We start from the raw sequence: 22,113 nt of genomic DNA, 5'->3' as shown, positions 1-22,113 counted from the left end.
TCAGACCAGATTTTCCGCAAGCCAGAGGCGGAAATCCACCCAGTCAGGCCGCAACTTGATCTCTGATATCTTGGTGCGATGCCAGTCACATGCCTGCGCGTGCAGGCGGCCGAGTTCTTCATCGGCTTTCAGTTCGGCCAGCAGTGGGGCCGCGCGATGTGCTGCTGGCAGTATCGAGTGATCTGTTTCTTTGTTGGCATTCATGTCCTGCCAATAGGCTTGCCCTTGGTCTACGCGGATATGATTGGTCCGGCCCCGATCCCTTTTGACCAGAAACCCATCCAAAGACCGGACGGAATAGTGATGAATCCGCCCCAGCGAATGATCAAATTTCCTCCATGCGCGCCACCCGACCTTCTCGGACGGAAACAGCCTGCCACCTGCATCGGACCAAGCGATTTCGCTTTCTTTCCCTTCTTCGACCCCTTTCGGGCGATGCGGGCCGAACCGCGTAAATTTTCCGTTGTTACGAAACAGGGTTTTCAGACCATAGGCCCGGCCGGAATGATACGGGAATTCCTGATCCCCCATCGAAAAGGACTCGGTCACAGGTTTGTCTTCAAAGCTGATATTCCCCGAACTACCAAACAATTTCCACGCGAATGAGATCGCATCCACCGGCTTTCCGGCCCGCTGTTCGGTTTCTGCGATCAGCGCCGCAAAGCTGTTGTCACCGCAGCGGATGTTCCAGAATTCATCAACATCCAGACACATCAGCCAGTCGGCCTCTTTCACTTTGGGCTGACGCCGCGCGCGCCGTAGCATCTGATGCTGCGGGTTTCCCCCTTCTTTGACCTCGTTCGGGACATGTGTGGCAAGACCCAATTCCTGCAGCCTGCGGGCAATGGCATCCGTGCCGTCTTCACAGCTATTGGTGAAGATCGCAAAGTGATCGACTCCCAGTGTTTTGTGGAATGCTACCCATTCCAGCATATAGGGGCCTTCGTTCTTCATCGTCGTGAATACGGTGAGCGCCTGAGACATGTATTTCCTGCCATAACTTCTTTGCTCAAGTCATACACAACCCGGCAAGCACGAGCGAGATGGGATTTGGGTGCAAAAGAAATACTGCGCGAAACTGGTGCAAAGCTACACCCACTGGATAGGGATCATACTATTTCGAATGAATATCCAAGCGGTTGAAGCGGCTAACCTTAATCACGCCAAAATGCGCCCACTCTTTCTTTGGTTGCAGCAGGACGCATTTGGCTGGTTCAAGGTTAGTCGGTTCTGAATCGTCGTGAATCAGGTCAGAATCTCAGCGACAGACATGACATTCCGCCATCCAGTTTGGCGCATTCCACATTGTCGATTTCGACCACATCATAGCCGTTCTGGCGCAACATCTCGGTGGTACGCGGGAAGCCGGCCGGAGCCAGGACAAATTGGTTGAACCGGATCGAGTTTGCAGCGGCTTCTTCGCCTTCTGCCACATGCAGAACCCGATATCCTTCGAAGCACCCGGATGCGTCCAGCCGTTTCGTGGACAGGATGGTTTCCCCATCCAGCAACGAACAATCCGTTTTGAAGTGCAACACGCCCGGTGGTGTAAAAACCTCGCGTACGGTGTGGCCCCAGTCGGAAACGATTTCGGTCAGCTCTGCGACACCGGCCGCATCGGTCCGATCTGACCGGCCAACCAGAATTTCGCGACCCGTTACCAGAATGTCCCCGCCTTCAATATGGCCGGGCCCAGCGATCTGCCGAACCTCGTCATAAACGCCGCGGATTGTCAGCTCCATCTCGGCCACCTCACCCATGCGGCTGGGTGCACCGGGGCGCATCATCACCGCACCCTGAGGAAGACACAGTGTGGTATCTTCGACAAAGACGGCATCCGGATACGACTCAAGGGGAGCCAGTTCGATAACCTCTGCTTCGGTTTTCTTGAGGGTTTCAACATAATGCGCATGAGATGCAAGCATTCGGTCTAGGTCCGGCGTACCGATATCTTCTGCACGCAGACCATCGGTGATGGACGCTGCTGGGCGACGGGTGATCGCGCGCGAGAACTCATAGGTCGGGTCAGTCATTTTCGGTCTCACTTTTCATCAAGAGTGTGATTGGTTGGGCGCGCGGATTTCAACAAGCCGCGGGCCATCTTGGGATTGTGCAGACGACAAAGCTTGGGCCACGTCCAACGGGTCAGGGCCTGTGCGCCAGAACGGCATGCCGCAAGATCGGGCGACGTTTTCAAAATCCGGCGGGGTCGGATCACATCCCAGCACGGTCACGCCGACCGCCTGCATTGATGTTGCGATTTCCTGATAACCGTGATTGTTCCAGATCACGAAGGTGATCGGCAGTTTTTCATCAACGGCGCACATCAGTTCAGGAAGGCTGAACTGCGCCCCGCCGTCGCCTGCGATACAAATGACCGGAGCGTCAGGGTCCGCCAATGCAGCGCCGATCGCGGCGGGTATGCCATATCCAAGCGCTCCGAACCCGGTCGCGGCGTTGAACCACCCGCCGGGCCGATCATGATCGTAGTACAGGTTTCCTGCATAGATCGGATAAGCAGAATCGCCCACCATGATCGCGTTAGGGACTGCATCGCGCATGGCGTTCAGCACATCCAGTAACGCCTGCATTTCCGGCCCGATTTCTTCGACCGCGTTCTGCCGCGAAGTAGCCGCGCGCGCGGCACCGTTTGCCGACTTGGGCGATGCGGCAAACCGATCCACAAGCTCGGCCGCTGCCATCGCCGCATCACCAACAATGGCGATGTCCGCCGCGTGGCGCTTCAGCTGATCGGGGCATAGGTCCACACGGATCAGGGATGGCATTTCAACCATCGTGCCGGTGGCGTACATATCGTAGTCCGTCTGGCCCAGCTCAGTCCCCAAAGCCAAAACCACGTCGGCCTGTTCGATCAAAGCACGCACTGAATTCAGGCTTGGGCTTGCTGGCACGCTCAACGGGTGATCGTACATCAACCCGCGCGCATTCACGGTTTGAACAACCGGCGCATCCAGCGCTTCGGCAAGCTGCCGGATCGACCTGCCCGCGCTGCGCGCACCGCCGCCGACCAGAATGACCGGTGCTTTTGCCGACCCCAGTAGCTTGGCAGCACGGTCAAGAAGCGTCGGATCAAGAGACTTATCGACGGGACCTTTCGCAGCATCGGTCGGACCAGCAAACTCGTCCCCCGCAACGTCTAGCGGGATTTCGATATGTGTTGGCCCTGGGCGACCGGATTGAAACAGGGCGAAGGCGCGGTCCAACGCGGCGGCTAGTTCAACTGACTTTTCAACTCGGTCCGATGACAGAGCGACTGTGCGCGCCATCGCTCGTTGATCCGGTAACTCATGCAAGTGACCAAGCCCTTTGCCAAGACTGGACAACGTGTTGACCCCCGACACCACCAGCATCGGAACGCTGTCTGCCCGAGCCTGCCCCATCGCCGTGAGTGTATTAGTCAGACCGGGGCCGGTAATCACAAAGGCAACGCCGGGCTTGCCGGATACTCTGGCATAGCCATCAGCCATGAACCCTGCCCCCTGCTCGTGTCGTGGGGTGACATGGCGAATGCCCGATGCGGCCAGCCCGCGGTACAGTTCGACCGTATGCACGCCGGGGATGCCAAACACGGTATCCACATCGCGCCTGACCAGTTGATCAACCAGCGCCTCACCAATGCTTGTCATGCGTTTTCCAGTTGCAGTTGGGTCGCGTGGGCAACGATCCGGTCACAAGCTTCGGTAAAGATCGCGTCGTCCACCGTCAGCGCGATACGGACCCAGTCATCAACCGTGTCACCGAAAGACGGCCCCGGCATCACCGCGACTTTGCCATGTTCGAGCAGATGAAAGGCGTACTCGTTTCCATTCATCCCTGTGGCCGAGACATCAATCATCGCAAACATACCTGCCTGTGGAAGATGCACACGCAGATGTGTCTCGTTCGGCAGCCTGTCGTTCAGCATCCGGGCGCGGCGGGCGTACCGTTGCGCCATGCCTTCAGCCACGGTTGAACCGTTGCGAATAGCCGTCTCGGTCATGTCGGCGATGAAGGGCTGATTTCCAAACAGCATGGTTTCCGACAGCGACAAAAGGCGCGCGGTAAATTCCTCGGGACCAATGCACCAACCGCTGCGGAATCCGGGGGCGGCATGGGATTTTGATATCGACGAGACGACGATTACCCGATCCGCCAACTCGGACCGCGACAGGGGTGAGGTAAACACAGATCCGTCAAAGATCAGTTCTTCATAAACCTCATCAGAAATGATCCATAGATCATGCTCGATAGCCAGCTTGCCGATTGCGTCTATGTCTTCGCGTGTCAGGATCGACCCGGTAGGATTATGCGGTGTGGTTAACAAAAGCGCAGTGGTCTTCGCGGTAATCCTGTCCGCGATATCATCCGCAGAAATACGAAAACCGTTTTCCGGCCGCAATGGAACCGGCACAATATCCGCACCGCTTGCGCGTACCACACCTTGATAGGTTGCATACATCGGATCGCCCACCAGCACCTCACAACCCGCCTCGGCCACGCCCATCAGGACGGTAAATAGCGAGGTCTGGGTGCCTGGAAAACACAGCACTTGATTATCCGTGATCGTGCGCCCGGATCTGGCCGAATAACGATCGGCCAGTGCAGAGCGCAGTCCAGCCTCACCACGCCCATTGGAGTAGGTGGTACGCCCGGCGCGCAAAGCGTCCACAGCGCTTTCCACCAGTTCGGTGGGCGTTGGCACATCCGGCTCGCCAATGGTCAATTCGATGATATCCTGCCCCTGCTCGACAAGTTCCTTGGCCTTGAGATAAACTTCCCATTTGGCGCCACCCAGGCCGGCAAGGCGTTCGGTAATCGCTGTTTTCTTCATGTCTGCCTCTGCTCAAGATCCGTCAATTCAACACCGATAATTGCCCCAACCGAAGCCAGCCCAATCTTGGGCAGCTCATCCGGCTCAAAGGCGTATGGCAGGGCGCCGCCTTCCATCCACAAGCCGTCGACCACGGCGTTGCATGCGATAGCCAACCTGCGCAGTTCCGCCGGGCTGGCTGGTATGCCTACCTCGTTCAGCGCATCTGCAATGAGTGATTCCAAGCGGTCACGAAAATCCCGATATGTCTGTTCGTGGATCGCTTGCATTTTGTCGTCCGCCAGAACTTTGTTCAAAAAGCCAGCCCATAGGGACACTGACCCCGGATCGACCACCGGATGGGTCAACCCGGTCGTTACAAACGTCGCCAGCCGCAATCTAGCTGTGCTATAATCTCCGTCTGCAGGGGCCGACGTCATATCCGTCAGTCGCCGCATATGAAAGTCATAAGCTGCTGTAATTAAATCTTCTTTCGAAGAAAAATAGTGCCGGATCAGACCCTGAGTTACACTGGCCCGCTCGGCAATCGCCCGAACGGTCGCACCTTGCAAACCTTGCTCGGCGATCAAAGACAGCGTGGCCTGGATCAACGCCTCTTTGCGCTGCTCCGCGGGTTCTCGCTTGAATTTTGTTGCGTGATCCGACATCTATCTTTCCAGAAATTATAATTATACAGTTGCATAATTGTAGGGATTTGCTAAAGCTGCAAGTAAAAAAACGGTTGAGAGGGATGAAACTGCAAAATGAACGCTGACCCAGAAACCACGCCGGATGAAGCCATTCGGGTCACTGACTTGCACAAGTCTTTTGGCTCGCTCGAAGTTCTCAAGGGCGTTTCACTTACTGCCCATCAGGGTGATGTCGTCGCCATCATCGGAGGCAGTGGTTCGGGGAAATCAACGTTCCTTCGCTGTATCAATTTCCTTGAAACGCCCAGTTCCGGAGAAATCGTCGTAAACGGCGAGCCGATTGAGATGCGCCCGGATGGCACGCCTAAGGACCGGCGTCAGCTGGAACGCATCCGCACCCGACTGGCAATGGTGTTTCAGGCCTTCAACCTTTGGACCCACCGCACGTTGCTGGAAAATGTCATCGAGGTGCCCGTTCACGTGCTGAAAGTACCGCGGGACGAGGCGATCAAGCGCGCGCACCAGCTGCTGGAGCGCGTTGGGCTTGGCGACAAGGCGGATACCTTCCCTTCCTTTCTGTCAGGCGGTCAGCAACAGCGCGCTGCGATTGCGCGTGCTCTTGCCGTTGATCCCAGCGTAATGTTGTTTGACGAGCCAACCAGCGCGTTAGATCCAGAACTTGTTGGTGAAGTACTGACCGTAATTCGCGATCTGGCGGCCGAGGGCCGAACCATGTTGCTGGTCACGCATGAGATGAAGTTTGCGCGCGAGGTTGCGACCCATGTTGTGTATCTTTTCGAAGGAAAGATCGAGGAACAGGGGCCACCCGACGAACTTTTCGACAATCCGAAATCCGCAAGGCTGCAACAATTCCTAAAATCAGTCGGCTGAACAAACAAAATATCAAACAGGGAGAATATCAATGAAAAACAAAAAGCTAATCGTGGCCGCTTTGGCTGCTGCTGTGCTTTCGGCTGGAACGGCTGGCGCAGATGAAGTCAAGATCGGGATCGCAGCCGAGCCTTATCCGCCTTTCGCATCGCTGGATGCCTCTGGCGAATGGGTCGGTTGGGAGATCGAGGTTATTGATGCGGTCTGTGCCGCCGCCGAGCTTGAGTGTGTGATCACTCCGGTTGCGTGGGACGGGATCATCCCATCACTGACCGGTCAGCAGATTGATGCCCTGATGGCGTCGATGTCGATCACCGAAGAGCGCATGAAAACGATCGATTTCAGCGACCCTTACTACAACACTCCGGCCGTTATCGTCGCCGACAAGTCGATGGACATTGAACCGACACCAGAATCTCTGGCCGGTAAGATCATCGGCATTCAGGCCTCTACGATCCACCAGGCCTATGCCAACGAGCATTTCAAGGATGCCGCAGAAATCCGGGTGTATCAGACTCAGGACGAAGCCAACCAGGATCTGTTCGCCGGCCGTATCGACGCGACCCAGGCCGACAGCATCGCCATGGCAGATTTTGTCTCTTCTGACACTGGTGCCTGCTGTGAAATCAAAGGCGCGGTCGAAAATGACGTCTCGATCCTGGGTCGCGGCGTCGGCGCGGGTGTCCGCAAGGGCGATGACGCGCTGCGTGAAAAGCTGAATGCAGGTATCGCGGCAATTCTTGCCGACGGCACGCATGACGAAATCACCTCGCGCTATTTCACAGCCAGCATCTACAGCGAGTAAGATCCGTCGTGGAAGCTATCCTCGAAAGCCTGGGTTTGGCCCAAAGCATGGAGTTGCTTGCCCTTAGTCCTCCGGGATGGGGCGGCAACCTTCTGCGTGGCCTCGCTAACTCGTTGCAGATCGCTTTTGGAGCGTTCGGGTTCGGGTTGGTCATCGGGCTTTTCGGGGCCTATGGAAAACTATATGGCGGGCCGGTCACACGTGACCTGCTCGGCATATATACGACTGTAATGCGCGCCGTGCCTGAACTGGTGCTGATCCTGATCCTGTATTACGTCGGGACCGACCTGATCAATCAGGCCGCGCAGGCAATGGGATATGGCCGGGTCGAAATCAGCGGCGTTGTCGCCGGTATATGGGTTTTGGGCATTGTTCAGGGCGCCTATGCGACCGAGGTCCTCAGGGGGGCGATTCAAGCGGTTCCTACTGGTCAGATCGAAGCCGCCCGTGCCTATGGCATGCCCTCTCTTTTGCTGATGCGACGGGTGACGATACCGGCGATGATGTCTTTTGCCACGCCTGGATTGGCCAATCTGTGGCTCATTGCAACCAAAGATACGGCCCTGCTGGCCATTGTCGGCTTTAGCGAATTGACGCTGGAGACCCGTCAGGCTGCGGCCAGCACCCGCGCCTATTTCACCTTCTTCCTTGCTGCAGGTGCCTTGTACTTGATCGTCACGCTTTGTTCCGGTGTCTTGTTCGCGCGTATCGAGAAATGGGCCCGTCGTGGGCAGCCTTCGCTGAAGGGAGGAAGCCGATAATGGACTGGCGAGCACTCATGCAGCCGCATCGGATCGTGCTGATGGCACTTTTTGCTGCTTTCGTTATCTGGTGCGCCGTCTCACTGCGCTGGGATTGGATTCCAACCTATGCCCCGCTGGCGCTTGAAGGTCTGTGGAGGACCATTTGGCTGTTGGCCGTCACCTGTGTGCTTGGGTTCTTGCTCGCCGTTCCACTGGGTCTCGCTCAGGCGATTGGTCCCTGGTACCTTTCGGCACCGGCAAAAGTGTTCTGCACCGTCATTCGCGGCACCCCAATTCTTCTGCAAATCTGGCTGTTGTACTATGGGCTTGGATCGCTTTTCCCTCAGATTCCATGGATACGCGGCAGCGAGCTGTGGCCCTATCTGCGACAGGCTTGGCCCTATGCGGTTCTGGCCCTGACCCTGTCTTACGCGGGCTACGAGGGCGAAATCATGCGCGGTGCCTTTGCCAGCGTTAAGAAGGGTCAACTCGAAGCGGCGCAATCCTTTGGCATGCCTCGGTTTACCATGTTCCGCAGGATCTGGCTGCCTCAGGCCATTCGCAGCGTGCTGCCGACACTAGGCGGTGAGACGATCCTACAGCTGAAAGCAACCCCGCTGGTGGCGACGATAACAGTGGTTGAGATCTACGCTGTGTCGTCCAGAATTCGGGCGGACACCTTTGTTGTCTATGAGCCATTGTTGCTGTTGGCGCTGATCTATCTGATCATTGCAGGCATCATCACGCTGATATTCCGGCGAATTGAATTGCAGGTCCCTGCCCGGTAAGTCGACGCCGAATAGTTCCACAACCTGAATTCTAAGATCGGACAGTTATCCAGCTACCTGTCCTTGTCAGCTGTCTACTTGTGGGCGGCTTTCGCATCGTTGATTGAAGGCGCCCAGAGCGTCGCGAATTTCGGCCTAAAAAGAATGAAATCCAATCACTTGGTGCGGTCGAGAAGACTCGAACTTCCACGGGTGTTACCCCACAGCGACCTCAACGCTGCGCGTCTACCAATTCCGCCACGACCGCACTGTTAGTGACTTGGTAGTGGGGCGTATAGACCTTGATGATCAAGATGTGAAGAGGCAAAAATCACGTTGGTTTGAATTCCCATTCGGCGCTCTTATCTTTAACAGGTTGTCGTCCAAATGACCCCGTCAGGAGCCCCGCCATGACCTCGCCCGACCCTCGCCCCATCGTTCAGATCGACATAGTCTCGGATGTGGTTTGCCCCTGGTGCATTGTTGGATTCCGGCAGTTGGATCTGGCGCTCAAACAGCAAAATATTCTGGCAAAGCTGCGCTGGCATCCGTTCGAATTGAACCCAAACATGGCGCCCGAGGGTCAGAACCTGCGTGAGCACATTGCCGAGAAATACGGCTCCTCGACGGAACAAAGCCAAGCGATGCGAGATCGATTGACACAAATCGGGGCTGACTTGGGCTTTACCTTCGCCTTTGATGAAAAAAGTCGCATCGTAAACACATTTGCTGCACATCAGCTTCTTGACTGGGCCGAGGCTCAGGGTCGCCAGCATCCACTGAAACTGGCCTTGTTCGAGGCTTATTTCACCAAGCAAAAGGACGTTTCGAATATTGAAGTTCTGCTCGAGGCCGCGGAATCTGCCGGTCTGGATCGGAATGCTGCGCGCAGGGTGCTTGAATCAGGTGCTCATGCCGCGCCGGTTCGAGAGAAGCAGCAATACTGGACCGGTCGTGGTATTTCCGGCGTTCCCGCAATGGTGTTTGGCGGAAAGTATCTGCTGACTGGGGCGCAGGGGGCGGACAGCTATACACAGGTCCTGCAGCGCTGTTTGACCGAAGCAGCCTAGGTCTTTCCATCCATGCATCCAGCCGCTAAGGAGCCGACATGGAATGGAAGATTACTGACGGATTGACCGACTATGATGAGGCCATCGCCTTTATGGAGGCGCGCGTGGCGGATATCGCGGCGGGTGAGGCGGATGAGTGTATCTGGCTACTTGAGCACCCTGCCCTGTACACAGCGGGCACTTCAGCCAAGGTCGAAGACCTGAAAGACCCGGACAGATTTCCAGTCTATACGTCAAAACGCGGTGGTGAATACACCTATCATGGTCCGGGGCAGCGCGTTGCTTATGTCATGCTGGACCTGAACAAACGCGGCAGGGATGTGCGCAAGTTTGTAAAGCAGCTTGAGAATTGGGTGATCGCAGCTTTGGCCGAGTTCAACGTGACCGGGCAAATCCGCGACGGCCGTGTTGGTGTCTGGGTGCAACGGGATGACAAGCCGCTGACGCCAGCAGGCGAAAAAGCCGAGGACAAAGTCGCGGCGATCGGCCTGCGATTGCGTAAATGGGTCAGCTTTCACGGCATCTCGATCAATGTCGAACCGGATTTGAGCCATTTCTCTGGGATCGTACCCTGCGGCATCTCGAACCATGGCGTGACTTCTCTGGTCGATCTGGGTCTTCCGGTCGCGATGGATGATGTGGACAACGCGCTTAGAAAAACCTTCGCTGAGGTTTTTGGACCCGCGGGGGCGAATTAACTCGGATCACGAATCGAAAAACAGCCCGGCACCGACTACAATCCAGCCGTCAGATCCGCTCTGCTTCATAATTTGGAAACAATTCCCGATTGGTCCGTCTGGTTTCCGACGGAATCTAGTTAAATTTCACAAATATGAATACTTGGGTCCCATTAACGCCTAGTATGAATTTACCGTTCTAGAGTGAGTGGTGTGTTAAGCCGGTGATCGCAGGTATACCCTGGGAAAACAGGTATGTGTTTTGGTTACGAGTCTGCCGTTCCGACCCCAAATCGGAACGGCAATTTCTTTTTTAGTGCTCGTGTTTGTCATGTCCAAACCGGGCCGGATGGCCACAAACCTCTTCCCCACTTTCAATTTCAAGCGTTGCATGGCCAATCCCGAACTGATCCTGCAGCGCATTCTTGATGGTTGTGGAAAGCCACCTGGCATCTTCGTCTGCGTGGCTGGTCGCAACTACATGTGCAGTCAGGGCAGGTTCATGCTCCTGCATACTCCACAGATGAACGTGATGGACCGAAACAACGCCCTCGGTGGCCTCGATCATCGAAGCGACCTCTTCTGGGTCAAGGTCGGATGGTGCACCCAACATCAAGACGTGAATGGTTTCGCCAATTTCAGACTTCACATGCCAAAGGATGTAGACCGAGATCATGATGGTCACGGCCGGGTCCACCCATGTCCAGTTGAACAGGATAACTAGGGTTCCGGCGACGATCACAGCCAAGGAGCCCAAGGCATCTGCCACGTTATGCAGAAAGGCCGCCCGGATATTCATGCTGTCCTTTGCCATCGAATAGGTCAGGACAGCTGTGATCAGATCGACGATCAGGGCCAGCGCTGCGATCCAGACGACGATCCAGCCATTCACCGGTTCGGGCTCTATAAACCGCATGACACCTTCGTACATCAGGTAAACGGCCAGAACGACAAGAGTGGTGTAGTTAACAAGAGCGGCCACAACCTCTGCCCGGCCATAACCAAAGCTCATCCTTGGATCTGCCGGGCGTCGCGCAATCTTACGAGCGAAAAACGCGATGATCAGCGCGATGGCATCTGAAAAATTGTGCAAGGCATCTGCGATCAAGGCCAGTGAGCCAGACAAAATGCCCCCCACTATTTGTGCAAGCGTCAATACCATATTGACGCCGATCGCTCCGACCACCCTCCGGTCACCGGCATTCGGATCAATGTGAGAGTGGGTGTGGTTATGTGACATGGCAGATCAGATCTTTGTTTTGAACTGCCATCTTATGTAATTCCTCTAGTCACTAGAGGTTCAAGAGGCAAAAAGCACAAAATGTACTCAATCGGAGATTTGTCGCGGCAAACCGGGGTCAAGGTGCCCACGATCCGTTTCTATGAGGAAAAAGGCTTGTTGGCCAAACCGTATCGGACGGCGGGCAATCAGCGCAGATATGACGAGACTGCTCTGAAACGCCTCCAATTTATCCGCCACTCGCGTGATCTGGGCCTGCCTTTGCCGGATGTCGAGGCGTTGCTTTCTTTGGAAGGGGCGCAGGGGGCGGATCTGGACCATGTTCATGAAATCGCGGATCGTCAGCTGACTGAACTGCGCAACCGGATAACATTGCTGCGCAGCCTTGAGGCCGAACTGGAACGCATCACAGCCGCCTGTGACGGCACCCACGACCATGTATGTGAAGTGCTGAACGCGTTTGGCGACCATAGCAAATGCCTTGGATCGCACTGATCCTGTAGCGGGTGATCAGGCCAGCGCGTCTTTGATTTTACCGGCGTTTTTAGCGATCAGGTCAAAATCACCCATATTGCCCGGCGGTCGCATCGAAACGCCTTCGTGCCGCGGCAGAACGTGGAAATGCAGATGAAACACTTCTTGCCCACCTGCAGCCTCGTTGAACTGTTGGATGGTGACACCATCCGCACCAAACGCCGCTTTCACCGCCTGCGCCATCTTCTGAACCGTTGAGATCACAGAAGCAAGCTGTTCTGGGCTGGCATCCAGCACGTTGCGACAAGGCGTTTTCGGGATCACCAGCAGATGCCCGTCCGTGCGCGGCATGATGTCCATGAAGGCCAGTGTGTCGTCGTCTTCAAAGACCCGGTTTGCAGGGATTTCACCACGCAGGATCTTGGCGAAAATGTTATCGGGATCATAGGCAGACATACTCGGCCTCCGTTTGGACGTTTTTCATGAGGTGTTTGTGCGGTGCCGCACCTTGGCGGTCAAGACGCAATGCACATGCGATCAGAGCGACAAAGGTGTTTCCAGAAAATCGCGGTATACCCTGTCCCGATGCAACAGCAAACCTGCCGAAAGAGTATCCCGTACAGGATCGGATATATGCTCGAAAACCCTTCGGGTACTCAGCCGCATAGCACACAACTCTTCCGGCAACGGTGCGAACAAAGCCATGAAGGCAGCGCAATAGATATCTGCTGCAGTGAGCGTGTTGCCAAACAGAAAATCACCACTTTCTGCGAGCTTGCTACTGACGCGTTTCAATATTCCATCAGCGCGACCGGCAGCCATTTCACCTGCTTCTGTATCATAACCGTATTTCTTGCCAAGATAGTCGGCAATCTTGGGATGGAACCCACCTTCTTGGCCTCGCATACCAGCATGGATTTGCTGAAGCCGCCTTTGCCAGCCCAATCCATTTGGGGCCGCAAGTAAGTCAATGAAGGCGAGAATGTCGGGCGCCATTGATGCTGGCAACAAATCTGGTTCAGGCGCGATTCGTTGTGCCAAGGCGACAATATCGGCCGTTTCGGAAAGCGGTGCCTCATCTTTCCAGAACACAACCGGTGCGCTGTCCGTTTGCGCCCAGATGGTCTGCGCCCGGTCCTGATGGTCCAGATAAACTGGCAGCCAAGGCAGACGTTTTACGTGAAAAATACTCTTTGCGGCTTCGCTCCAAGGGCTTGGCACACCTCCGACAACGATCATGCGTAGCCCGGTGGCCGCCTGAGCCTTTTCGGTCGCCACGTAGTTCAGAACCATCCGGTCTCCTCCATTTGCCGAAAGTTGTGCTCTTTTTCGAAGCCCTGCAACCGGCACCCGCGACAATTAATCTTGATCCAGATCAAACTCGACCATTGAAGGTCGCCCCCACGCAATCTAAAACCAGCAGGAATCCCGCGCGTTGGAGAGGTCCGACAGCGCGGTGTAGTTGCAACAGGAGGCACCTAATGGCAGACGCAGCCATTCATGGTCACGACCATGAAGACCAGCGCGGGTTCTTTACCCGCTGGTTCATGTCGACCAACCACAAGGACATCGGGATTCTGTACCTGATCGTCTCGGCCCTGGCCGGTCTAATCTCGGTTCTGATGACTGTTATCATGCGGATCGAACTGATGGAGCCCGGGGTACAGCACATGTGCATGGAAGGGTTCCGCTTGTTCGGCAGCGGTGCCGAGCTCTGCACTCCGAACGGGCATTTGTGGAACGTGATGATCACCTATCACGGTGTTCTGATGATGTTCTTCGTGGTCATCCCTGCCCTATTCGGCGGATTTGGCAACTATTTCATGCCGTTGCAGATTGGCGCGCCGGACATGGCGTTCCCGCGGATGAACAACTTGTCCTTCTGGCTCTATGTCGCCGGTACTTCGCTGGGCGTGGCCTCGCTGCTGAGCCCCGGTGGTAATGACCAGCTTGGTTCGGGCGTCGGCTGGGTTCTATACCCGCCGCTGTCGACGAGCGAGGGCGGCATGTCCATGGACCTTGCAATCTTTGCCGTGCACGTATCGGGCGCCTCCTCGATCCTCGGCGCGATCAACATGATCACCACCTTCCTGAACATGCGTGCCCCGGGCATGACCCTGTTCAAGGTGCCGCTGTTCAGTTGGTCGATCTTCATCACCTCGTGGCTGATTCTTCTGTCGCTGCCGGTTTTGGCAGGTGCGATCACCATGTTGCTAATGGACCGCAACTTTGGTTTCACCTTCTTTGATCCGGCCGGTGGTGGTGATCCAATCCTGTATCAGCACATCCTGTGGTTCTTTGGCCACCCAGAAGTGTACATCGTGATCCTACCTGGATTTGGCCTTATCAGCCACATCATCGCGACCTTCTCGCGCAAGCCAGTCTTCGGTTACCTGCCGATGGTTTGGGCACTTATTGCGATCGGTGTACTGGGCTTTGTCGTGTGGGCACACCACATGTACACAGTTGGCATGTCGGTCCAGCAGCAAGCCTACTTCATGCTGGCAACGATGGTCATCGCGGTTCCTACCGGCGTTAAGGTCTTCTCGTGGATCGCAACCATGTGGGGCGGCTCGATCGAGTTCAAGACACCGATGCTGTTTGCTTTCGGTTTCCTGTTCCTGTTCACCGTTGGCGGTGTGACCGGTGTGGTTCTGTCGCAGGCTGGTATCGACCGCGCCTATCACGACACATATTATGTGGTTGCACACTTCCACTATGTGATGTCGCTGGGCGCTGTGTTTGCGATCTTTGCCGGAATCTACTTCTACTTCTCCAAGATGACAGGCCGTCAGTATTCAGAGTTCTGGGGCAAGGTTCACTTCTGGCTGTTCTTCATCGGCGCCAACCTGACCTTCTTCCCGCAGCACTTCCTGGGCCGTCAGGGCATGCCACGTCGCTACATCGATTATCCCGAAGCGTTCGCGCAGTGGAACTATGTCTCGTCGATTGGTGCCTTTGTATCCTTCGCCTCGTTCCTGCTGTTCTTTGGTATCGTGTTCTACGCCTTGTTCCGTGGCGCACGTGAGACCCGGAACAACCCGTGGAACGAATATGCGGATACGCTGGAATGGACCCTGCCCTCGCCGCCGCCCGAACACACGTTCGAGCAGCTGCCCAAGCAGGAAGACTGGGACAAGGGCCACGCGCACTGATCCCTCTGAACCAACAGAAAGCCCCGCCAACTTGGCGGGGTTTTTCATTTCTAAGTGGCGTGCCACAGGAAATTCGCCAGATCGGTCAAAATAGGGTACTCTGGTAACGGCAAAACAATCGGCAACCCCGAGGGTTCATATGCCCGATCTTGATTTCTGGTACTCTATCGGAAGCACTTACAGCTTTCTGACGATCATGCGCCTGGACGATTGGTGTTCTGAACACGATGCGTCCGTCACATGGCGGCCGTTCAATGTACGCACAGTGATGTCGCAGCAGAAGAACATCCCCTTTGCAGGGAAACCCGTCAAATCCGCCTATATGTGGCGCGACATTGAGCGTCGGGCGGCCAAGTACCATATGCACGCCCAGCTTCCTGCGCCCTACCCCATTTCTGACCTTGCCTTGGCAAATCAAGTAGCGCTGTTGGGAATGGAAGAAGGCTGGGGCAAGAACTTTACGCAAATTCTATATCGGATCTGGTTCGAAGAAGGTGTAGAGGCCGGCAGCGAAACCGCCCTGTCCGAAGCGCTACATCGCAGTCAGCAGGATCCCCGACTGATCCTGTCCCGCGCGCGCAGCCCCGACATTGTCGCCGCACTTGAGGCGGAAACACTACGCGCAATCAAGCTGGGCATTTTTGGCGCCCCAAGCCTGGTTGTGGGGAACGAAGTCTTTTGGGGGGATGATCGGCTGGACGATGCCCTATCGTGGGCCCGCGTCGGGCACGTCATCTGAATTTTCAGCGTCGACTCGGACGCGCTTTGGGCTATCTTCCGGCCATGCCCTACAGATGGAATCAAACCACCACATCAGAACTTGAGCTGCGCTTGTGGCCGCATAACTCGCTGCCGCGTCATTGGGCAGTTCGGGTTGTGTTTAGTGTCTTTTTGTTCGGGTTGATCCCGCTTTTGGCCGTGCTCGGCTCGGCCTTGCTTTGGGGGTTGCTGCCCTTCCTGCTGCTAACAGTTATTGGCCTTTGGCTGGCTCTCCGGTCAAACTATCGGGCCCGTAGCATATTCGAAGTCCTGACGCTGACCGGAACACAGGCGCATCTGATACATCATGACCCGCGACGGGGGCAGCAGGAATGGGCCTGTAATCGCTATTGGGCCCGCCCCGAGATCCATCAGAGCGGCGGCCCGGTTCCGAACTACGTCACCCTCAAGGGTGAAGGTCGCGAAGTCGAAATCGGCGCATTCCTGTCCGAGGAAGAGCGGATTGCGCTTTACGATGACCTCAAAGAAAAACTGCGCGAACCAGTCGCGCAGTAAGCTCTCAGCATGTCACGGCAGTCAGCCGCTGGCAGCCGCACAAAGCTGATCTTTGACCATGGGCCCAACTTTCCCAAAATCCATCTGGCCAGTATAGCGTGTCTTGAGCTCGCCCATGACCTTGCCCATATCCCGGATCGACCCGGCACCAGTGGCCGTAATCGCTGATTGGATGGCTTTCGTCACCTCATCGTCGTCCAGTTGCTCGGGCAGGAATTCTTCTATGACTTCTATCTCGCGCAGTTCACGCTCCGCCAGATCGAGGCGTCCACCCTCTTCGTAAGCACGCGCACTTTCCTTACGCTGCTTGGACATTTTCCCTAGAATTTCAAGAACTTCGGCATCACCGCAACCCTTGGCTTCCTCGTTGACCGCAGCACGAGACGCGATATCCCGGTCCTTGATTGCTGCATTGATCAGACGTAGGGTCGACAGACGCTCGGCGTTCTTGTCTTTCATTGCTTGCTTCAGGGCGGAATTCACCCGTGATCGCATATCCATTTAGTTTGTCCATCCCCATGACAAAAGGAACCCCGACCATATCGAAACAAAAAGCGTGATACAACCGGGGGCCTCAACATCTAAGTCATTGATATTGCTCAATAGCCCAAAAATTGAACACACTTGACCCAAGCGCATAACCCCCTTAGGTATGCGCCGATTTACCCTGCAGGAGAGTCGCGCTATGGCCCAGAACGCCCCGTCTAAGCCCACCGCATGTCTGGCTTTGGCCGATGGAACACTGTTCTACGGGGTCGGTTTCGGCGCCACAGGCCAGACCGTGGCCGAGCTGTGTTTCAACACCGCAATGACCGGCTATCAAGAGATCATGACCGATCCTTCTTATGCCGGACAGATCGTGACCTTCACTTTCCCTCATATTGGAAATGTTGGTGTGAACCCCGAGGATGACGAAACCGGTGATCCTGTCGCGGCAGGAATGGTCGTCAAATGGGACCCAACCGAACCGTCCAGCTGGCGGTCTGCTGAAGAGCTGAAATCATGGCTTGCCCAGCGTGGGCGTATTGCCATTGGCGGTGTCGATACCCGCCGGTTAACCCGCGCAATTCGCCAGCAAGGCGCACCTCATGTGGCATTGGCCCATGATCCTGAGGGCAATTTCGACATCCAAGCTCTGGTTTCGGCTGCGCGTGGCTTTGCCGGGCTTGAAGGTATGGATTTGGCGAAGGAAGTGACTTGTGCGCAAAGCTATCGCTGGGATGAGATGCGTTGGGCCTGGCCAGATGGCTATAAACGGCAAGAGGCCCCAGTACATAAGGTTGTGGCACTGGATTTCGGGGCAAAGCGCAATATCCTGAGATGCCTTGCCTCGACCGGGTGCGATGTCACTGTGCTGCCCGCAACGGCCACCGCGGCTGAGGTTCTGGCCCATAATCCCGACGGCGTATTCCTGTCCAATGGCCCCGGTGATCCAGCGGCTACGGGTGAATACGCAGTACCGATGATCAAAGAGGTATTGGACACCACCGACCTACCCGTATTCGGGATTTGCCTTGGTCATCAGATGCTTGCGCTGGCCCTTGGCGGTCAGACTGTCAAGATGAATCACGGCCACCACGGGGCGAACCACCCGGTAAAAGATCTCGAGACTGGGAAGGTGGAAATAACGTCTATGAACCATGGGTTTGCGGTAGACGCTCAAACCCTTCCCGACGGTGTCGTTGAGACTCATCGTTCGTTGTTTGATGGTTCAAACTGCGGAATTCGCATGACGGATCGACCGGTCTATTCGGTACAGTACCACCCAGAGGCATCTCCAGGCCCACAAGACAGCTTCTACCTGTTCGAGCGGTTCTCGCATGCGATGGCCGCCCGGAAGGCACAGGCATAATCATACAGCCTTAACGGCCTGTTAACCTTAATCGCTCCACCCTGACGCAGATTACAACGTCTGGGTTGATTGAATGGTTGAACTGAACCTGCAGCATTTCGCATCGGCCGCGCCGATTTCTGCAACGGTGCGCAAGCCTTTGGGGGCTTGCCTGATCGACCGCGGGCTGCTTTCGAACCATCAGTTGCAAAAAGCCCTGCACCTGCAATCCAGACAAAATGTTGCACTGGGCGAAATCCTGGTCGGCGAAGGCTGGGTAGATCGGTCCGAGGTTCTGACGGCGCTGTCTGAACAAACAGGATTGCAGATCGCGGACCTGGATCTGCATCCACCAAATCCGGACCTTTGCAAAACCCGCCCCGCCAGCTTTTGGCTGGATCACAACATCATTCCCTGGATGCGCATCGGTCCCATTCTCCTGGTCGCTACCGCCAATCCCGATCAGTTCGACGCAGTTCGCAAGCAGTTGGCAAAGGAAAAGCAAACGATCATACCCGTGCTTGCCGATGCGGACCGGATCGACGACGCGATCGCCAGCATTTTCTCGGAAAGCCTTGCTGAAAAGGCTGAAACCCGTGTGGCAATAGCTCAGAGTTGCCGGTCCTGGACTCGGCACTCGCGTATTGGGCCGATTGCCATAGTGCTTGGCCTCGCCACACTGTTCCTGGCGCAACCCATTCCGGGGCTGCTGGCTCTGGTCGTATTGGCCGTTACGTCGCTTGTATTATTCCTGACATTGCGACTGGCGGGATTGCTCTCGTTTCTATGTTACAAAGGAAAACGCCACAGTCAGACCGCCACCACGCTTCCTCTTCGACTGCCTCGCGTTTCCATCATGGTCCCTTTGTACAAAGAGCGAGAGATTGCTGGCGCTCTGATCCGTCGATTGCAACGTCTGACATATCCCAAAGCTCTTTTGGACGTCATTCTGGTTTTGGAAGAAACGGATATGGTAACCCGTGCAACCCTGGCCAAAATCGAGCTGCCCTGTTGGATCCGCACGATCGAAGTACCGGCATTAAGCGGGCTGACGACAAAACCGCGCGCGATGAACTATGCGCTGGATTTCTGTCGTGGTGATATTCTGGGCGTTTGGGATGCCGAGGACGCCCCTCTTCCCGATCAAATCGAACGCGTCGTCGGACATTTCACCCAAGCCAGTGAAGACGTCGTCTGCTTGCAAGGCGTTCTGGACTATTACAACCCGCGCACCAACTGGCGGTCTCGCTGCTTTACCATCGAGTATAACAGTTGGTTTCGGGTCATCCTGCCTGGCATTGCCCGGTTGGGACTGGTGGTTCCACTTGGTGGTACAACCTTTTTCTTTCGTCGCGAAAAGCTGTTGGAACTGGGCGGTTGGGATGCCCATAATGTGACCGAAGACGCAGATCTGGGCGTCCGCCTCAGCCGCGCGGGTTATCGGACCGAGATGGTTGATACCGCCACTTTCGAAGAAGCAAACTTTCGGGCCTGGCCTTGGGTCAAACAGCGTTCACGATGGCTCAAGGGCTTTATGGTCACATATCTTGTCCACATGCGCGCGCCGATCCATCTGCTGAAAGAGCTGGGTGTGCTGCGCTTCCTTGGGCTTCAGGCGTTTTTTCTGGGCACCGTCGGACAATTCCTGCTGGCCCCGGTTTTGTGGCTGTTCTGGCTTACCACATTCGGATTGGCCAGCCCGCTGGATCCCGTCATTCCGGGCAAGGTCATGACCATACTGATAGCTCTGTTCGTATTTGCAGAGATCACGAATGTGACCATCGGGATACTGGCTGTCTCTGCCCGTGAAAGACGGTTTCTGATGCCGTGGGTGCCGACAATGCCGTTGTATTTCCCCTTGGGTGTGCTGGCAGCTTACAAAGCCCTTTGGGAATTGGCTATCAACCCGTTCTTCTGGGACAAAACCCAACACGGTCAAGCCAGTGAAGAAGCCTTCGACATGTGACCGTCAGCTTTCGCGACGAACCGCATCCTGCTTGAGACGCGTCATGAAAGCGACCGAGATATGCTCTTTCAACGCACGTTCCGCGGCTTGCTCGTCACGGGCGGCTATCGCCTCGACGATGCCTTTGTGTTCACTTTGCGCGATCTCACCGCGCCCGGAAACCGCAAGCGATGTCGTTGCCATCAAGGCCATTGTGCGGTGCACAAGGTTCAGCTGTTGCACCAAATAGCGGTTGTGCGAGGCCAGATGGATCTGTTCGTGAAACCGCCGGTTCGCCCGAGACAGGGCGTTTGGATTGTCCACCAGCGCATCATCTTCGGCAACCATTTCCTGCAGCACCTTGATCTCTTCCTCGGTCGCGTGCTTGGCGGCCAAACTTGCAGCGAGACCTTCAAGTTCACGGCGAACGACATATAGCTCTGCCATCTGATTGTGGTCCAATGAGGCCACAATCAGCGAACGCCCGTCGCGTTCAAGCAAGGATTGGGTCTCTAACCGCTGCAATGCCTCGCGGATCGGCGTGCGCGAAACACCGAACCTTTCGGCCAGCTCGCTTTCGACCAGCCTGTCACCGGGCTTGTAGATGCCCACATCAATCGCTTCGAGAATAAGGCTGTAGGCGTCGCTGTTGGACTGCTTGGATTGGGGCATCTTTAGTTTTTCTCCTCGTTCGGACATGTCTATCCGTCTGCAGTGCGCACAATCAAGTACTGCATTGAAAACCTGCGCTGCGCGGCTTAAACGGCAGGCATGGTCAAACCTGCCTTCAGCCATGTCTCCCAATGGGTGTTCGATCTGGACAACACCCTGTACCCGCCGCATATGCGCCTGTTCGATCAGATCGAGGTGCTGATGACGGATTATGTGGTCCAGGCCATCGGCGTCGACCGGGCCGAGGCCGACCGGCTGCGATCCCATTACTGGCGCGAATATGGCACCACGCTGGCCGGGCTGATGGCCGAACATGATCTGGATCCCGACCCTTACCTGCATGCCGTGCATCAGGTGGATATGAGCCATATGGACCCGGACGTGGATCTGGCGGCACATATTCGTGCTCTGCCCGGTCGCCGCATTGTCTATACCAATGGCAGCGCGCCCTATGCCGAACGCGTCCTTGCGGCGCGTGGCCTCAGCGGTTTGTTCGATGCCATCTATGGGGTTGAGCATGCGGGATACCGTCCTAAACCCGAGAAGGCAGCATTCCAGGCCATCTTTGCGCAAGACGGAATCAAGGCAGAAAAAGCGGCCATGTTCGAAGACGATCCGCGCAATCTGGCGGCCCCGCATGAGATGGGGATGCGCACGGTTCATGTCGCGCCCGAACCGCACATGGCCGATCACATCCACCACCATACAGACGACCTGACCGCCTTTCTGGCCCGCCTGCGATAGGCTGTCACACTGCGACGATCTGCACGTACTGCGACCCGGGCGCCGCCCCTATATCCCAACTGCGACGAACAGAACGGAGACCCAGATGTCCGCAATCGAAATGCCCCCGCGCTCACCCATCTGGCAGCGCCTGCTATTTGCTGTTCCTCTGTTTGGCTGGATGGCGCGCGATGCGGCCGATGCAGATGGGGACGACTGGTATTACACCGCTGCCGCCATCTTCAGCATGTGGGGCTGTTCAGTGATGCTGTTTGGCTTGCCGGGCTTGTATATCCCCGCCGTCGTGATGGTGCCCGTGATATTCCTGATCCTCATCCTGATCTCGCGCGGCTGACCTGCGAGACAGGATGTCACTTGGCGCGGG

24 protein-coding genes and 1 tRNA gene are annotated in these 22,113 nt (G+C 56.1%); 14 read left to right on the top strand and 11 right to left on the bottom strand.

What is annotated here, in order from left to right:
- From AC2FH2_RS00645 to AC2FH2_RS00625, 5 genes are all read right to left on the bottom strand, one after another.
- On the bottom strand, positions 1–984 hold the full coding sequence (locus tag AC2FH2_RS00645; RefSeq protein WP_271946474.1) for a glycosyltransferase family 2 protein: 984 nt from the start codon (positions 982–984) through the stop codon (positions 1–3).
- 266 nt (positions 985–1,250) lie between these two features.
- Positions 1,251–2,033: a dimethylarginine dimethylaminohydrolase family protein gene (locus AC2FH2_RS00640; protein WP_496822542.1), complete on the bottom strand. Its 783-nt coding sequence runs from the start codon at positions 2,031–2,033 to the stop codon at positions 1,251–1,253.
- 18 nt (positions 2,034–2,051) lie between these two features.
- On the bottom strand, positions 2,052–3,647 hold the full coding sequence (locus AC2FH2_RS00635; RefSeq protein WP_496822541.1) for a 5-guanidino-2-oxopentanoate decarboxylase: 1,596 nt from the start codon (positions 3,645–3,647) through the stop codon (positions 2,052–2,054).
- Positions 3,644–4,831 carry a pyridoxal phosphate-dependent aminotransferase gene (locus AC2FH2_RS00630; protein WP_496822540.1) on the bottom strand — a complete coding sequence of 396 codons (1,188 nt, stop codon included), beginning with the start codon at positions 4,829–4,831 and terminating at the stop codon, positions 3,644–3,646. The genes AC2FH2_RS00635 and AC2FH2_RS00630 overlap by 4 nt, the downstream gene beginning before the upstream one ends.
- Positions 4,828–5,478, bottom strand: coding sequence for a TetR/AcrR family transcriptional regulator (locus AC2FH2_RS00625; RefSeq protein WP_142634456.1), 651 nt, complete (start codon positions 5,476–5,478; stop codon positions 4,828–4,830). Before AC2FH2_RS00625 ends, AC2FH2_RS00630 begins: the two co-directional genes overlap by 4 nt.
- Positions 5,479–5,574: 96 nt before the next feature.
- Here AC2FH2_RS00625 and AC2FH2_RS00620 point away from each other — a divergent pair, with 96 nt between their 5' ends.
- From AC2FH2_RS00620 to AC2FH2_RS00605, 4 genes are read left to right on the top strand one after another with little or no spacing between them, the layout of a single operon-like run.
- Complete coding sequence (locus AC2FH2_RS00620) at positions 5,575–6,351, top strand: ABC transporter ATP-binding protein (RefSeq protein ID WP_142634458.1); 777 nt, start codon at positions 5,575–5,577, stop codon at positions 6,349–6,351.
- Positions 6,352–6,382: 31 nt separating this feature from the next.
- Positions 6,383–7,156 carry a transporter substrate-binding domain-containing protein gene (locus AC2FH2_RS00615; RefSeq protein ID WP_271946456.1) on the top strand — a complete coding sequence of 258 codons (774 nt, stop codon included), beginning with the start codon at positions 6,383–6,385 and terminating at the stop codon, positions 7,154–7,156.
- A 47-nt stretch (positions 7,157–7,203) separates the two neighbouring features.
- Positions 7,204–7,917 carry an ABC transporter permease gene (locus AC2FH2_RS00610; RefSeq protein ID WP_496822760.1) on the top strand — a complete coding sequence of 238 codons (714 nt, stop codon included), beginning with the start codon at positions 7,204–7,206 and terminating at the stop codon, positions 7,915–7,917.
- Positions 7,917–8,687: an ABC transporter permease gene (locus AC2FH2_RS00605; RefSeq protein ID WP_425595839.1), complete on the top strand. Its 771-nt coding sequence runs from the start codon at positions 7,917–7,919 to the stop codon at positions 8,685–8,687. The genes AC2FH2_RS00610 and AC2FH2_RS00605 overlap by 1 nt, the downstream gene beginning before the upstream one ends.
- Before the next feature lie 160 nt (positions 8,688–8,847).
- On the opposite strand, the gene AC2FH2_RS00600 is transcribed toward AC2FH2_RS00605, so the two are convergent.
- Positions 8,848–8,934 (bottom strand) — tRNA-Leu (locus AC2FH2_RS00600).
- 142 nt (positions 8,935–9,076) lie between these two features.
- Between AC2FH2_RS00600 and AC2FH2_RS00595 the strand changes: the two genes are divergently transcribed.
- Positions 9,077–9,736 carry a DsbA family oxidoreductase gene (locus AC2FH2_RS00595; RefSeq protein ID WP_271946450.1) on the top strand — a complete coding sequence of 220 codons (660 nt, stop codon included), beginning with the start codon at positions 9,077–9,079 and terminating at the stop codon, positions 9,734–9,736.
- Positions 9,737–9,774: 38 nt separating this feature from the next.
- The gene (gene lipB, locus AC2FH2_RS00590) at positions 9,775–10,434 is read left to right on the top strand and encodes a lipoyl(octanoyl) transferase LipB (RefSeq protein ID WP_496822539.1); all 660 of its coding nucleotides are present in this window, start codon (positions 9,775–9,777) and stop codon (positions 10,432–10,434) included.
- A gap of 292 nt (positions 10,435–10,726) precedes the next feature.
- On the opposite strand, the gene AC2FH2_RS00585 is transcribed toward lipB, so the two are convergent.
- On the bottom strand, positions 10,727–11,653 hold the full coding sequence (locus tag AC2FH2_RS00585) for a cation diffusion facilitator family transporter (RefSeq protein ID WP_271946444.1): 927 nt from the start codon (positions 11,651–11,653) through the stop codon (positions 10,727–10,729).
- A gap of 81 nt (positions 11,654–11,734) precedes the next feature.
- On the opposite strand from AC2FH2_RS00585, the gene AC2FH2_RS00580 reads away from it, so the two are divergent.
- Positions 11,735–12,148: a MerR family transcriptional regulator gene (locus tag AC2FH2_RS00580; protein ID WP_281972282.1), complete on the top strand. Its 414-nt coding sequence runs from the start codon at positions 11,735–11,737 to the stop codon at positions 12,146–12,148.
- Positions 12,149–12,163: 15 nt separating this feature from the next.
- Here the strand turns inward: AC2FH2_RS00580 and AC2FH2_RS00575 are convergent, their stop codons facing one another.
- Entirely contained in the window at positions 12,164–12,583 is a 420-nt protein-coding gene (locus AC2FH2_RS00575) for an HIT family protein (protein WP_496822538.1), read from the bottom strand.
- An 81-nt stretch (positions 12,584–12,664) separates the two neighbouring features.
- A complete protein-coding gene (locus tag AC2FH2_RS00570; protein ID WP_496822537.1) occupies positions 12,665–13,420 on the bottom strand; it encodes a glutathione S-transferase family protein in 756 nt (251 codons plus the stop codon).
- 188 nt (positions 13,421–13,608) lie between these two features.
- Here AC2FH2_RS00570 and ctaD point away from each other — a divergent pair, with 188 nt between their 5' ends.
- From ctaD to AC2FH2_RS00555, 3 genes are all read left to right on the top strand, one after another.
- Entirely contained in the window at positions 13,609–15,282 is a 1,674-nt protein-coding gene (gene ctaD, locus AC2FH2_RS00565; protein ID WP_142634476.1) for a cytochrome c oxidase subunit I, read from the top strand.
- A 139-nt stretch (positions 15,283–15,421) separates the two neighbouring features.
- Entirely contained in the window at positions 15,422–16,021 is a 600-nt protein-coding gene (locus tag AC2FH2_RS00560; protein WP_142634478.1) for a 2-hydroxychromene-2-carboxylate isomerase, read from the top strand.
- A 44-nt stretch (positions 16,022–16,065) separates the two neighbouring features.
- Complete coding sequence (locus tag AC2FH2_RS00555; protein ID WP_142634480.1) at positions 16,066–16,557, top strand: DUF2244 domain-containing protein; 492 nt, start codon at positions 16,066–16,068, stop codon at positions 16,555–16,557.
- A gap of 21 nt (positions 16,558–16,578) precedes the next feature.
- On the opposite strand, the gene AC2FH2_RS00550 is transcribed toward AC2FH2_RS00555, so the two are convergent.
- On the bottom strand, positions 16,579–17,058 hold the full coding sequence (locus tag AC2FH2_RS00550) for a GatB/YqeY domain-containing protein (RefSeq protein WP_142634482.1): 480 nt from the start codon (positions 17,056–17,058) through the stop codon (positions 16,579–16,581).
- A gap of 184 nt (positions 17,059–17,242) precedes the next feature.
- Between AC2FH2_RS00550 and carA the strand changes: the two genes are divergently transcribed.
- Both carA and AC2FH2_RS00540 read left to right on the top strand, forming a co-directional pair.
- Entirely contained in the window at positions 17,243–18,409 is a 1,167-nt protein-coding gene (gene carA, locus AC2FH2_RS00545; protein ID WP_496822536.1) for a glutamine-hydrolyzing carbamoyl-phosphate synthase small subunit, read from the top strand.
- Positions 18,410–18,482: 73 nt separating this feature from the next.
- Positions 18,483–20,354 (top strand): glycosyltransferase, encoded by a 1,872-nt coding sequence (locus AC2FH2_RS00540; protein ID WP_496822535.1) that lies wholly within the window; start codon positions 18,483–18,485, stop codon positions 20,352–20,354.
- Positions 20,355–20,357: 3 nt separating this feature from the next.
- Here the strand turns inward: AC2FH2_RS00540 and AC2FH2_RS00535 are convergent, their stop codons facing one another.
- Complete coding sequence (locus tag AC2FH2_RS00535) at positions 20,358–21,005, bottom strand: GntR family transcriptional regulator (RefSeq protein WP_142634488.1); 648 nt, start codon at positions 21,003–21,005, stop codon at positions 20,358–20,360.
- 99 nt (positions 21,006–21,104) lie between these two features.
- Between AC2FH2_RS00535 and AC2FH2_RS00530 the strand changes: the two genes are divergently transcribed.
- Both AC2FH2_RS00530 and AC2FH2_RS00525 read left to right on the top strand, forming a co-directional pair.
- Entirely contained in the window at positions 21,105–21,749 is a 645-nt protein-coding gene (locus AC2FH2_RS00530; RefSeq protein WP_142634490.1) for a pyrimidine 5'-nucleotidase, read from the top strand.
- A gap of 85 nt (positions 21,750–21,834) precedes the next feature.
- Positions 21,835–22,083 (top strand): hypothetical protein, encoded by a 249-nt coding sequence (locus AC2FH2_RS00525; RefSeq protein WP_271946430.1) that lies wholly within the window; start codon positions 21,835–21,837, stop codon positions 22,081–22,083.
- Positions 22,084–22,113 lie beyond the last annotated feature (30 nt).

This window comes from Ruegeria sp. YTSA105 (assembly GCF_059610225.1).
Note: the sequence above shows the minus strand (reverse complement) of the source record. Positions and strands in the feature narration are given on the sequence as shown.